11 protein-coding genes are annotated in these 11,554 nt (G+C 65.3%); 2 read left to right on the plus strand and 9 right to left on the minus strand.

What is annotated here, in order from left to right:
• Positions 1 to 3: 3 nt before the first annotated feature.
• From ACPUER_RS30470 to ACPUER_RS30505, 8 genes are all read right to left on the minus strand, one after another.
• Entirely contained in the window at positions 4 to 663 is a 660-nt protein-coding gene (locus ACPUER_RS30470) for an acetyltransferase (protein WP_175962754.1), read from the minus strand.
• Entirely contained in the window at positions 663 to 1,298 is a 636-nt protein-coding gene (locus ACPUER_RS30475; RefSeq protein ID WP_425132928.1) for a class I SAM-dependent methyltransferase, read from the minus strand. Before ACPUER_RS30475 ends, ACPUER_RS30470 begins: the two co-directional genes overlap by 1 nt.
• Positions 1,295 to 2,005, minus strand: coding sequence for a WbqC family protein (locus ACPUER_RS30480; RefSeq protein WP_425132929.1), 711 nt, complete (start codon positions 2,003 to 2,005; stop codon positions 1,295 to 1,297). The genes ACPUER_RS30475 and ACPUER_RS30480 overlap by 4 nt, the downstream gene beginning before the upstream one ends.
• A complete protein-coding gene (locus ACPUER_RS30485; protein ID WP_425132930.1) occupies positions 1,995 to 3,125 on the minus strand; it encodes a DegT/DnrJ/EryC1/StrS family aminotransferase in 1,131 nt (376 codons plus the stop codon). Before ACPUER_RS30485 ends, ACPUER_RS30480 begins: the two co-directional genes overlap by 11 nt.
• A gap of 185 nt (positions 3,126 to 3,310) precedes the next feature.
• Positions 3,311 to 5,665 (minus strand): tetratricopeptide repeat protein, encoded by a 2,355-nt coding sequence (locus ACPUER_RS30490; RefSeq protein ID WP_425132931.1) that lies wholly within the window; start codon positions 5,663 to 5,665, stop codon positions 3,311 to 3,313.
• Positions 5,666 to 5,918: 253 nt separating this feature from the next.
• A complete protein-coding gene (locus ACPUER_RS30495; protein WP_175962757.1) occupies positions 5,919 to 6,218 on the minus strand; it encodes a flagellar protein FliT in 300 nt (99 codons plus the stop codon).
• A gap of 25 nt (positions 6,219 to 6,243) precedes the next feature.
• On the minus strand, positions 6,244 to 7,740 hold the full coding sequence (gene fliD, locus ACPUER_RS30500) for a flagellar filament capping protein FliD (RefSeq protein ID WP_425132932.1): 1,497 nt from the start codon (positions 7,738 to 7,740) through the stop codon (positions 6,244 to 6,246).
• A 132-nt stretch (positions 7,741 to 7,872) separates the two neighbouring features.
• Complete coding sequence (locus ACPUER_RS30505; protein ID WP_310139398.1) at positions 7,873 to 9,027, minus strand: flagellin; 1,155 nt, start codon at positions 9,025 to 9,027, stop codon at positions 7,873 to 7,875.
• Positions 9,028 to 9,546: 519 nt separating this feature from the next.
• Here ACPUER_RS30505 and rpsU point away from each other — a divergent pair.
• Entirely contained in the window at positions 9,547 to 9,759 is a 213-nt protein-coding gene (gene rpsU, locus ACPUER_RS30510) for a 30S ribosomal protein S21 (RefSeq protein WP_006401410.1), read from the plus strand.
• A 246-nt stretch (positions 9,760 to 10,005) separates the two neighbouring features.
• Here rpsU and ACPUER_RS30515 read toward each other — a convergent pair whose 3' ends face one another.
• The gene (locus ACPUER_RS30515; protein ID WP_310139401.1) at positions 10,006 to 10,608 is read right to left on the minus strand and encodes a DNA-3-methyladenine glycosylase I; all 603 of its coding nucleotides are present in this window, start codon (positions 10,606 to 10,608) and stop codon (positions 10,006 to 10,008) included.
• A 142-nt stretch (positions 10,609 to 10,750) separates the two neighbouring features.
• Between ACPUER_RS30515 and ACPUER_RS30520 the strand changes: the two genes are divergently transcribed.
• Positions 10,751 to 11,554, plus strand: an 804-nt coding sequence (locus ACPUER_RS30520) for a BadF/BadG/BcrA/BcrD ATPase family protein (protein WP_425132933.1), incomplete at its 3' end; no start/stop codon positions are given.

The raw sequence follows: 11,554 nt of genomic DNA on the forward strand, positions 1-11,554 counted from the left end.
CCCCTAGATCTTCAGGTCGGTGCTGGCCATCGCGAGCTTGACGGCGGGATTGCCCTTGTACACCGACCAGGGCTCGGTCGATTTCGCGATCGCGGCAGCCATCGCGACGAACGTGCCTTCGCCGATCGTCACGCCGTCGCGCAGCGTGGCGTTCACGCCGACGAAGCTGTACGCGCCGATCTTGCAATGGCCGGACATGACGACATGCGAGGTCATCGTCACGTGATCGTCGACGCGCCCGTGATGCCCGATGTGGTTGCCGCTCCACAGCACGACGTTGTCGCCGATGGTCGTGAACGGCTGCAGCGTGTTGTCTTCGAGGATGAAGCAGTTCTCGCCGATCGTGTTGTGGCAGACGGTCGCGCGCGAGCTGACATAGCTGATCAGCGGATAGCCGCGCGCCTTGAGCTCGTTGAAGATCTTCTCGCGCTCGAGGTTCATCCGCTTCGGCGACATCGGTGCGAAGAAGCTGAAGTCGCCGGGAGGATGGGACTCGACGACGTCCTCGAACGCGATCACGGGCAGGCCCTTGAACGTGCCGCTTTCCGGCAGGTACTGCCGGTTCACGCAGAACGCGGTCACCGTATGCGGCGAATCGTGCTCGAGGTAGTAGTGCGCGAGTTCCGCGTAATCCTGCAGGCCGAACAGAATGACGTTTGCCATCAGTTGTGCTCCCTGTACACGTACGTCGTGTACTCGTAAAGCCCGTAGTCGTGCCGCACCACGTAGTGGCGCGACAGCTCGCGCGACAGGAAGTGCGTCAGCTGCGTGACCGGTACGTGGAACAGGTCGTCGCGTTCCCAGTCGACTTCCTTTGACATCACGTTGAACGCGATGCCCTTGCGTGCCTTCGGGAACACGACGCGCAGCACGCGCGAGAAATAGTCGAACATCTCGTCGTAGCCGAGCTCGCGCTTCTCGGTGAAGACGCCATTCATCACGATGTAGTCGTATTCGCCGAGCCGGTCGGGCTCCGCAAGCACGTCGACGCACTGGTAGTCGTTGTCCGGATACTTGCGCCGAGACAGGTCGCAGAAGGCGGGCGACGCATCGAGCCCGGTATAGCTCAGGCCATCGACGCCGTGGTCCAGCATGTACTGGTACAGATGCGACGCCCCGCAGCCGAAATCGAGCAGCGTGGCAGGCGTCGACCCGGGCCGCACCAGGTCGAGCATCACGCGATATCGCGTGTCGGCGTCCTCGGCATTGGGCCAGTCCACGCCGCGATGCGTATCGCCGTGGCGCTCGAGGCACGACTCGTAGTGACGGATGAGGGTGTTATGGAGATCGTCTTTCATGACAGCGTGGCGCCAGCCAGCAGTTGGTCGATCGACGCGTCGTCGTTGCACATCAGCACGTCGATGATCGACAGCGCCGGAACGAACGTGCCACGAACGGGCGTGTACGGCGCGAGACCGGGTGTCAGGAACTTCAGCTGCAGGCCGGCGGCAGCGAAAGTGTGCGGGTCGTACAGTTCCTGCCCGCCGACCGGGTTCACGTAGATGTCCGCGTGCTCCTGCCGGCCGATGTCGATGATGCGCGCCTGGGCCTTCAGGTCCGCGTTCGCGTAGCGTCGCGACGTCGCGACGATGTTCGTGTCGAGCCGCAGGTGGTCGCGCAGCGTGATCAGGCCGTGCAGCAGGAAATCGGCGAGGTTGGGTGCGTCGTGCATCAGGATGCGCTCGACGACCGGAAACACGCGCGCGAAATGCGGCGAGCGTGCGTAGCTCTGGTGGATCGTGCGCAGGATCCGGGGCCGCCACGCCGCGTCGTCCGCCACTTCGATATCGCAGATAAGCCGGTTCTGGCTCGCCTGCCGCAACGGCATGGTGATCATGTGCGGCGCGCCGTTGACATTGATGCGGTTGCGATTGATCCAGCCGCGATTGATGAAGCTCACGTCATCGAACACGACGAACGTGTCGACGCTGGCCATCAACTGGAAATAGCCGACGTACGGGAAGAAGTACGGCTGCATGACGGCGAGCCGGCGTTCAGCTTGCATGTTGCGTCAGGCCGGCCTCGACCAGCACGATGTCGATGATCCGGTCCTGGTCGCGCGCGGTGAGCGCCGGATAGATCGGCAGGCACAGCACCTGATGCGCGATTTCGCTGGCGACGGGCAGGTTCGAGCGTGCCGACGACGGCAGGCCGCGATAGGTCGGAAACTCGCTGATCAGCGGGTAGAAATACCGGCGCGCCGCGACGTTGTGTGCGCGCAGCGCATCGTAGACCGCGTCGCGCGTCACGGGGAAGTCGCGGGTGATGCGCACCGGGAAATACGAATGGTTGCGGGTGCTGTGTTCGGGAACCGGGGGGAGCAGCAGGCCCGGCACGTTCTTCAATGCCGCTCGATAGCGCTCATCGACGCGCGCGCGGCCGTCCGCGATCCGGTCCATGTGCTGGAGCTGCAGCAGGCCGAATGCCGCCTGCACCTCGTTCATCTTGCCGTTGATGCCGGGGCCGATCACCGTCACTTCGTCGACGAAGCCGAAGTTCTTCAGATGATCGATGCGGCGCTTCGTCTTTGCGTCGCGGCAGATGAGCGCACCGCCCTCGAACGTATTGAAGATCTTGGTGCCGTGAAAGCTGAGCACGGACATATCGCCGAATTCGAGCACCGAGCGGCCATGGCGGCGCACGCCGAACGCGTGCGCGGCGTCGTAGAGCACGCGCAGGCCGTAGGTGTCGGCGATCCGTTCGATCGCGTCGACGTCGCACGGGTAGCCGTAGACATGTACGGGCAGGATCGCGGTCGTCTGCGGCGTGATCGCCGCTTCGATGCGCGCGGCATCGAGATTCATGGTCACTGGATCGATATCGACGAATACCGGGCGAATGCCGTTCCAGTGCAGCGCGTGCGTCGTGGCGACGAAGCTGAACGGCGTCGTGATGACTTCGCCGGTGATCTTCATCGCCTGCAGTGCGGTGATCAGCGCGAGCGTCGCGTTGGAAAACAGCGAAATATGCTCGACGCCCAGGAATTCGCAGAGCGACCGTTCGAGTTCCGCATGGAAGCGGCCGCCGTTGGTGACGATCTTGCTTTCCCAGATCTGGTTCAGATACGGGAGGAACTCGTCCAGCGGAGGCATGTAGGGCTGTGTGACGGGTATGAGCTTGTCCATGATGCTGTCCCGAAGTCGTACGTCTCGAGCGCAAATGCGCACGCCGGTGATCGTGAGAACACTCTAGCGGGCGCGGCGCCCGGCTGATCGGCCGAGCAGGAGGCGATTTGCGAGCCAATTCGCGCTAATGCCGCCGCTCGCTCGCCGGGCTGGCCCCTCGCACCGCATGCAACCGGCCCGTGCGTTCAGCCGGCCGCTTCGTCGACGAGCAGCGAGGTCGGCCGGTCGGGCAGGACCGCATCGAACGAGATCGGCGCGTCGCCCGCGCACCAGCGGCGCCACATCATCCGCAACGCGACCGACAGCCCCTGCGCGACGACGTCGGGATGGAACGGCGCCGACGCGAGGCAGCGGTCGCGCAGGCCGTTGCGCAGCGTCTGCAGCATGTCGGGATCGTCGGCGAGCGCGATGGCTTTGCGGACGAACTCGTCCTTGTCGTGCGCAATGAAGGCGTCGAGATCGACCCGCTTGAGCCAGCTGGCGGAGCCGCGGGTCGGGATCGAAAACCCGGCGAGCGTCACGGTCGGTACGCCCATCCACAGTGCGTTGAGCGTCGTCGTCGAGCCGGCGTACGGGAACGTGTCGAGGCAAATGTCGACGCGATGATGCTGCTGTAGATAGACGGGGATGGTCGCGCGCGGCTGGAACGTCAGGCGCGCGGGATCGATGCCTTCGGCCGCAAACCAGCCGGCGATCGTGTCGCGATCTCGATCTTGTTCGATCGCGCCGATCACCATCCGCGCGTCGGGCTTCGCGCGCAGCACCGCGGCCCACAGCGCGATCACGTCCTGGCGCAGCTTGTTGAGCCGGTTGAAGCTGCCGTAGGTGACGTAGCCGTTGTGCAGTGCGGGCAAGCCGTTGACGGGCGGGCAGTTCGCCGGCGGCGAATACGGCGCCAGCGCGGGCATGCGCACGATTTTCTCGACGAACTGGTCGTCCAGTTCGCCGGCCGGCGTGACGATGCTGTCGCTGAGGTAGTAGTCGATCGCGCTCATGCCGGTCGTGCCCGGGTAGCCGATCCACGATGCCTGCAGCGGCGCGGGTTTGCGTGCGAGCGCGACCAGACGGTTGCGGCCGGTGTGACCGGAGAGATCGATCAGGATGTCGATGCGATCGTTGCGGATCTGTTCGGCGAGCGCGGCGTCGCCCAGCGTCGTCACGGTTTTCCACGTGGTGGCGTGCGCACGCAGTTTGGCGGTGACATGATCGTCGATCACGAAGTTGTAGTAGAAGTGCAGCGACAGATTCGGGTCGCGGCTCAGGTGTTCGACGACAGGTAGCAAGTAGTGCGCGACCGCGTGGTTCAGCAGGTCGCCGGAAACGAAGCCGATCCGCAGCGCGCGCTCGGGGTCGCGTGAATTGGCGTAATTTTTCGGCAGTGCGTGTCGTTCGTGCCGTTTGCCGAATGCGCGATGTTCGTCGAGCAACATCTGCGGCGTGTTGGTGTCGTCGTGAATCAGGCTGAACAGCAGCGAACTGTGCGACACGCTGTCGTTCGGATCGATTTCGATGGTGCGCCGCAGCCAGGGAACCGCCTCCTGCGCGGCGCCCTGATCCAGCAGCACGAAGCCGAGTGCCCCGTTGGGCGATGCCGCATGCGGCGCCAGTTCCACTGCGCGCCGGCATGCCGCGACGGCTTCCTGCTGGCGCCGCAGCCCATGCAGCGCAATGCCGAGAATCCGGTTCGCCTCCACATTCGTCGGTTGTGCGGCAATGATCAGACGGCATTGGGTTTCCGCTTCCTGGAGCCGGGTCATGAGTCGCAGCGTCTCGGCGAGCAGCGTCCGCAGCAGGAGGTCGTCGGGAAAGCCTTCAAGTGCGCGATAGGCGATATCGATCATCTCGGCGTATTGCAGGTCCCTGTAGAGCGAGACCGCAAGGGCGCGCAGGCACGCGGCGTCGTCCGGATATTCGGCGACGAGTCGTCGCGCGAGCGCGAGCGCTTCCGCTGATCGTTTCTTGTCGAAGAGTCCGGCGTGTTTCTGCAGTTTGTGCAGCGGCGCTTTGCGCACGGGGCCGGCGGGGACGTCTCCGGTGGTGCTTTCGTGGGGGGCGTGCCGGGACGAAATATTCAGCGTGATGCCGGCCGGGCTGCTCGGGCCCGCGGCGGGGGCCGTGGGAAACGTCGCGGTGGGCGTTGCCATTTGCGAGATCAGGCCGTCCAGCGCGGGGCCGTGTACGCCGCGCTGCTGTGCCATTTCGACGGCGATCCATGCGGCAGGTGCCTGGTCCGCCCGGTACAACGCGTTGATGTAGCTGACCCAGCATTGGCCATTGCCAGGATTTTCACCGAGCGCGATCTCGAAGTGCGGAATCGCGTCGGCCGGCTGCCCGGCGTCGACCAGCAGCACCGCGAGGTTGTAGTTCGCTTCCGCGTGTCCCGGGACGGCATCGAGGATCGCGTCATACAGCGCTTTCGCATCGTCGAATGCGCCGTCGTGATGGCGCTCGATGGCATTCTGCATGACGAGTGCGATATCTTGCTCGAACTGCTGCTCTGGGCTGAGCGTGGCGCGATCGGACGAGTCGAGTGGAAGCATGGCGGGGGACGCGGTTATTCGGTATTTGCCATTATCTGTAACGTGCGGTCGCGCCGAACTCGCGAGATGCTGCCAAAAGCGCTGCCAATTCCGCCGATTGGGCAGAGGCGGCGCGATTGAGCGGCGACGTACCGGACAGGCAAAAAAAACGCCCGCACGAGGCGGGCGGAGGCGAACGAGCACGCCCTCACATCAGCGCGTAGTTCTTGTTGTCGGGTTGGCGCGCGCGGGTTGGCGCGGCGTTTGCGGTGCGTTAGCGGCTCGCGACGTTCTGGTACTGGCCGACGGCCTGCACGCGGCCCATCGCCGCCTGGTATTCGTCGGTCAGCTCCTGCTGCGCGCGTTGCGCGTCGGCGAAGATGCGCTCGTTGCTGGCCTGCATGCGGCGGATCGCGGCGATGCCGGCCGGCGGCTGGTCGGACGCGAGCAACGCGACGAGCGGCTCGCGCGCGTCGACGAGGCGTGTCGCCTCGATCCAGTCGGCCATCGACGCCGCATGTTCGATCGCATCGGTGAGCGCGTCGAGCTGCGCGATCAGTTCGGTCTGTTCCATCGTGGCTCTCCTGTCCGGCCGGCGGTCAGCCCTTGTTGTTCGACATCGCGCCGGCGCTGTTCGCGCCGCCGAACAGCTGCGTCAGGTACTGCGAGTTGCTGTTCATCGTCGACATCAGCTTGTTGAGCGCGGTGAACTGCGCCTGGTACTGGCTGGTCAGCTGTGCCGCGTAGTTCGACAGGTTCGTCTGCTGCGTCGTGACGCTCTTCAGGTCGTTGCTGAGCGCCGTCGTGCGCGCGGCGATCAGCCCGTTCGTCTTCGTGTAGTTCGTGATGTTCGTCGTCAGCTGCTCGCCGATTCCGTTCGTCGAGTTGAACAGCGACGCAACGCCCGACGGGTTGGTCTGCAGCGCGGTGTTGAGCGTATTGCTGTCGGTCTTCAGCGTGCCGTCGGCCTGCAGCGTGACGCCGATCGACGCGAGGTTGATCGTCGAGCCGTTGTTGTTCACGCCGCTCGCGACGATCGACGCGAGCGAGTTCTTGATCGTGTTCAGCGTCGAATCGCCGAGCAGCGGGCCTTGCGACGACGCGCCTGACGTGAAGCTCGACAGCGAGCCCATCGTCGTGACGAGCGTGTTGTAGAGCGTCACGAAGTTGTTGACCGCGGCGGCCTGGGTTTTCGTGTCGGTGGCGACCGTCAGCGTTTGGGTCTGGTTCGCGTTGACGGCGGCCGTGGTCAGGTTCAGCGTGACGCCGGTGATCGCGCTCGTCACGGTGTTGCTCGCGCTCGTGCCGGCGATGCCGTTGATCGTGAACGCGGCGTCCTGCGCGGCCGTGCTCTGCTTCCATGCGGCGCTGCCGTTCGCGGACGTGAACGTCGACTGGCCGCCCGTCGTACTGGCCGTCGACGTGACGCCGAGGCTGGACAGGCCGTTGTCGCCGGACACGTTGCTGAGCGCGACGCTGATCGTGTTCGCCGCGCCGGTCGGCGTCGAGCTGAGCACGAGGTGCGCGCCGTCGCTGCCGTTGACGACCGATGCGACGATGCCCGGGTTGCCGGTTGCAGTGTTGATCGCGGCGGCGATGCCGGACAGCGTGTTGTTCGTGCTGCTTACGTTGACCGTGAACGACTGGCTGCCGAGCGACAGCGTCATCGTGCCGGTGCCGAGCGCCGTCGACGAACCGAACGCGGCCGACGACAGCGACTGCGACGTCGCGATCTGCGTGACGCCGACCGAATAGCTGCCGGCGACGGAGCCGGCGCCGGCGGTCGCGGTGAGGCCGGTGCCGCTCGCGGTCGCGGTGAAGGTGTTCTGCAGCGAGCCGTTCGACAGCGTCGTGAGGCTGGTCTGCAGCGCGCTCAGCGCGGCCGAAAGGGCGCCGTACGCGGAAATCTGGGTGTTGTCGCTGGCCTGCTTCGCGGTGAGCGCGGCGCTTTGACCGGCGGTCTTCGCATTGACGAGCGCCGTCACGAGCGAGTTGACGTCCATCGACGAGTTGCCGGTCGAACCGCTGATGATCGATTGCGCGGCTTGCTGCAGCTGGCTGTTGGCCGCGTTGGTGGCGGAATTGATCGTCGACATCGTGTTGCTCCGTGCGGCGGATGATCCGTGAAATGCTGGGTGAAGACCTGGCCGCGGGGCGAAGCCCCGCGCGCCAAGCGCTTGCGGCCGGGCCGCGCGTTACGCGGGGCCCGGCCGTCGGTTGCTACGCGATTACTGCAGGAGCTTCAGGACCTGCTGCGGCAGCGAGTTCGCCTGTGCGAGCACCGAGATGCCTGCTTGCTGCAGCACCTGGTTCTTCGACATGTTCGCGGTTTCCTGTGCGAAGTTCGCGTCGGTGATCTGCGACTGTGCCGACGACAGGTCGGTCGACTCTGCCTGCTGCGCCGTTGCGATTGCCGTGAAACGGTTTTGTGCCGCGCCGAGTGCTGCCTGCACGTTGTTCACCGTCTGCAGCGCGTTGTCGATCGACACCATCGCGACGTTCGCACCGCTGACCGTGCTGATGTCGAGGCCCGACACGGTCTTCGGCGTGTTGACGGCATTGATTTGAGCGATCGAGTTGTTGATCGCCGTGAGCTGCGCGGCCGTCGTGCCTGCGCCGGTTGCGCCTGCTTGCAGCGACAGTGCGCCGACCTGCGTGCCCGTACCGGCCGTTGCGTTGGCACCGAACACTGCCTGTGCGACCGCTGTCGTGATGCCTTGGCCGTTCTGGTCGGTGAACGAATAGCCGCCCTGACCGTCGGAAATCACGTTGATCGCGGAGATCGTCGCGGAGGCCGACGTATACGCGCCGGCTGCGTCGAGGTTCAGGCCCGTCACCGTGCCGACCGTCTGGCCCTTCTGCACCAGGCCGCCGCCGATCTTCGCAGCCGACATGCTTTGGCTCAGGTCCAGCGAAATCGTCTGGCCGACGTTCGCGCCGACCTGGAACGACACGATGCCTGCCGAGCCGTCGAGAATGTTCGTGCCGTTGTACGTCGTTTGCGACGAGATACGGTTCACTTCCTGGACCTGCTGCGCAACTTCCTGTTGCAGTGCTGCCTGGTCGGTCGTGGACATCGTGCCCGTCGACGCCTGGACGGCCAGCTGGCGGATACGCTGCAGGCTGTTCGTCAGCGACGACAGTGCGCTCGATGCCGTTTGGATCATCGACACGCCGTCGTTCGCGTTCGACACGCCCTGGTTCAGGCCGTTGATCTGCGTTTGCATCCGCGTCGAAATCGCGAGGCCGGCTGCGTCGTCGGCTGCGCTGTTGATGCGCTTGCCCGACGACAGACGCGTGATGGCTTGCGACAATGCGCCTTGCGAGCCGTTGAGGTTCTGCTGAGCAACCAGCGAGTTGATGTTGCTATTGATTCCGAGCATGGAAAAATCTCCTGTTTAAGCCGAAAGCCCTGGAAAGCCGTTTTTGGCGTCGGCGGAAGCACTCGTTCATTGCTGGCCGCCTCAGAGCAGGATTTCGGCGTACCAAAACAAAACTTGAGGGGTCTGTTGAGATTCGTCCCGATTTTTTATCGTTCTTTGTCATTTCGGACGGGGCGGGCCAGATGCCCGACTAACGGGGGCTGAGGCCGGCCTGCCGACGGAGTTGCAAGGCTGTGAACACGGAATCGACAAAAGGATGGTTTTGTCTGTGATTCCCTGATATGATGGCGGGCTGAATTGAGATTTCTGTCACGCCTTTGCCGGTTTCGGCATGTCTGCTGGCAGTCAAACGCGGCGCTGCACGCGGTTGTGAAGCGTACTCGCGGTGCTTTCCGCCTCTCTTTTCCGGCCTCCGAGGCCGTATTTCCGCTCGTTTCGCCTGTTGTGGGGACGCTCGGATGGCCGGTGCGTGGCGCTTGGCCGCTACGTTTTTGACCGTTTAAGCAATTTAGGAACGACATGACGACGATTCTTCTGAAAGAAAACGAGCCGTTCGAAGTGGCGATTCGCCGCTTTCGTCGCGCTATCGAAAAAAATGGCCTGATCGCTGAGCTGCGCGAACGCCAGTCTTACGAAAAGCCGACCGCAGTCCGCAAGCGCAAGAAGGCAGCAGCCGTCAAGCGCCTGCACAAGCGCCTGCGCAGCCAGATGCTGCCGAAGAAGCTCCACTAAGAGCGTCTTACGGCTCGCCGCTACGGTTCGCCGCGAAAACGGCGGAGTGTGTCTCGAAAGAGGCCGCTCCGCCGTTTTGCTTTTGGAGGCCGGGAAAGTCCCGATGCCGTGACGTCGAGGCCGCCGACCCGCGCGTGCTGGTGATCTATCTGTCGCTCGCGGTCGGTCGTGCCGGCGTCGTCACGCGCCGCGCGGTGATTGGAGGGGGCAGAGCCGTTGCCGGCTCCGGGTGATGGTTGGCGCTGGTCAGCCCGCCTTGCGCCGGCGTGCCGGCTGCTTGCCGCCGAGCGCCGCGCATTGCGCGTGGCACGGGCAGCCGGTCTCGTGATCGTTGACCATGCCGGTCGCCTGCATCAGCGCATAGCAGATCGTCGAACCGACGAACTTGCAGCCGTACGCCTTCAGCGCATTGCTGAGCGCGTCGGACTGCTCGGTCGACGCGGGCGCGTCGCGATACGACTCCCATGTGTTCTGGACCGGCGTGTTGCCGACGAACGACCACAGGAACGCGGCGAGCGACCCGTGCTCGTCGCGGATGCGCTGCACGGCGCGCGCGTTGGTCACCGCAGATTGCACCTTCGCGCGGTTGCGCACGATGCCGGGGTTCTCCAGCAGTTTCTCGATGTGCTTCGGCGTGAAGCGCGCGACGGCGTCGACGTCGAAATCGGCGAACGCTTCGCGATAGCCCGCGCGCTTGTTCAGGATCGTCGACCACGACAGCCCGGCCTGTGCGCCTTCCAGGATCAGCATTTCGAACAAGTGGCGATCGTCGTGCGACGGCACGCCCCACTCGGTATCGTGATAGTGAGCATCCGCTTCCGTCTTCACCCAGTTGCACCGCTGCGACATCGTCTGCCTCGTTTTCAGTGTCGGTTCGATCGCGCCAGCATAGCGGAAGCCCTTTTCGCGGGATAGCCGGCCGAACGGCAGATGGGCGCGCGGCGCCGATCCGGTTAAGCTTGGCGCCTGTTCGAATCAGCGGGATGGAAGCATGGCGGCATTACTTTTTGCGATCGGCATCGACGGCGGCGGCACGGGTACGCGCGCGGTGCTGGCCGACCGGCACGGGCGCGAGCTCGCGCAGGGGCGCGGCGGCCCGTCGGGGCTCGGTCTCGGCATCGAGCGCGCGTGGGCGTCGATCGGCGCGGCCTGCGCGGATGCGTTCACGCGCGCCGGTTTCGCGTTCGAGTGGTCGCAATGCGCGCTCGGCTGCGGGCTCGCAGGCGTCAACAACGCGGCGTGGCTCGCCGCGTTCCGCGCGCAGGCGCCGCTCGGCGCGCTCGCAATCGAGAGCGACGCGTATACGACCGTCGTCGGCGCGCACGGCGGCGCGCCGGGGCTCATCGTCGCGCTGGGCACCGGCAGTATCGCGGCGGCGCTCGATGCGGGCGGTGCGTGCCGGATCGCGGGCGGCTTCGGCTTTCCGTCCGGCGACGAGGCGAGCGGCGCGTGGCTCGGCGTGCGTGCGCTCGCATATGCGCAACAGGCGCTCGACGGCCGCGTGCCGCGCGACGCGTTCGCCGACGCGCTGCTCGCGGAAACGGGCGCGCAGGATCGCGACGCGCTCGTCCAGTGGTCGTGCGATGCGAACCAGACGATCTATGCGCGGCTCGCGCCGATCGTGTTCGCGCACCGCTCGCACCCGGTCGCGGGCGCGCTGATCGCGCAGGCCGGCGAAGAGATCGGCAAGATGATCGATGCGCTCGATCCGCAGCAGGCGCTGCCGGTTGCGCTGTGCGGCGGGCTCGCGGACGCGCTCGCGCCGGCCGTGCCGGCGCGCCACGCCGCGCGGCTG

This window comes from Burkholderia sp. DN3021 (genome assembly GCF_049805555.1).
Lineage (GTDB): Bacteria > Pseudomonadota > Gammaproteobacteria > Burkholderiales > Burkholderiaceae > Burkholderia > Burkholderia pyrrocinia_C.

What these genes read in the sequence shown, in the direction of transcription:
- ACPUER_RS30505 (WP_310139398.1), bottom strand. Translation starts at nt 9,027, where the DNA reads ATGCTCGGAATCAATAGCAACATCAACTCGCTGGTTGCTCAGCAGAAC.
- fliD (WP_425132932.1), bottom strand. Translation starts at nt 7,740, where the DNA reads ATGTCGACGATCAATTCCGCCACCAACGCGGCCAACAGCCAGCTGCAG.
- ACPUER_RS30495 (WP_175962757.1), bottom strand. Translation starts at nt 6,218, where the DNA reads ATGGAACAGACCGAACTGATCGCGCAGCTCGACGCGCTCACCGATGCG.
- ACPUER_RS30470 (WP_175962754.1), bottom strand. Translation starts at nt 663, where the DNA reads ATGGCAAACGTCATTCTGTTCGGCCTGCAGGATTACGCGGAACTCGCG.
- ACPUER_RS30515 (WP_310139401.1), bottom strand. Translation starts at nt 10,608, where the DNA reads ATGTCGCAGCGGTGCAACTGGGTGAAGACGGAAGCGGATGCTCACTAT.
- rpsU (WP_006401410.1), top strand. Translation starts at nt 9,547, where the DNA reads ATGACGACGATTCTTCTGAAAGAAAACGAGCCGTTCGAAGTGGCGATT.
- ACPUER_RS30490 (WP_425132931.1), bottom strand. Translation starts at nt 5,665, where the DNA reads ATGCTTCCACTCGACTCGTCCGATCGCGCCACGCTCAGCCCAGAGCAG.
- ACPUER_RS30480 (WP_425132929.1), bottom strand. Translation starts at nt 2,005, where the DNA reads ATGCAAGCTGAACGCCGGCTCGCCGTCATGCAGCCGTACTTCTTCCCG.
- ACPUER_RS30485 (WP_425132930.1), bottom strand. Translation starts at nt 3,125, where the DNA reads ATGGACAAGCTCATACCCGTCACACAGCCCTACATGCCTCCGCTGGAC.
- ACPUER_RS30475 (WP_425132928.1), bottom strand. Translation starts at nt 1,298, where the DNA reads ATGAAAGACGATCTCCATAACACCCTCATCCGTCACTACGAGTCGTGC.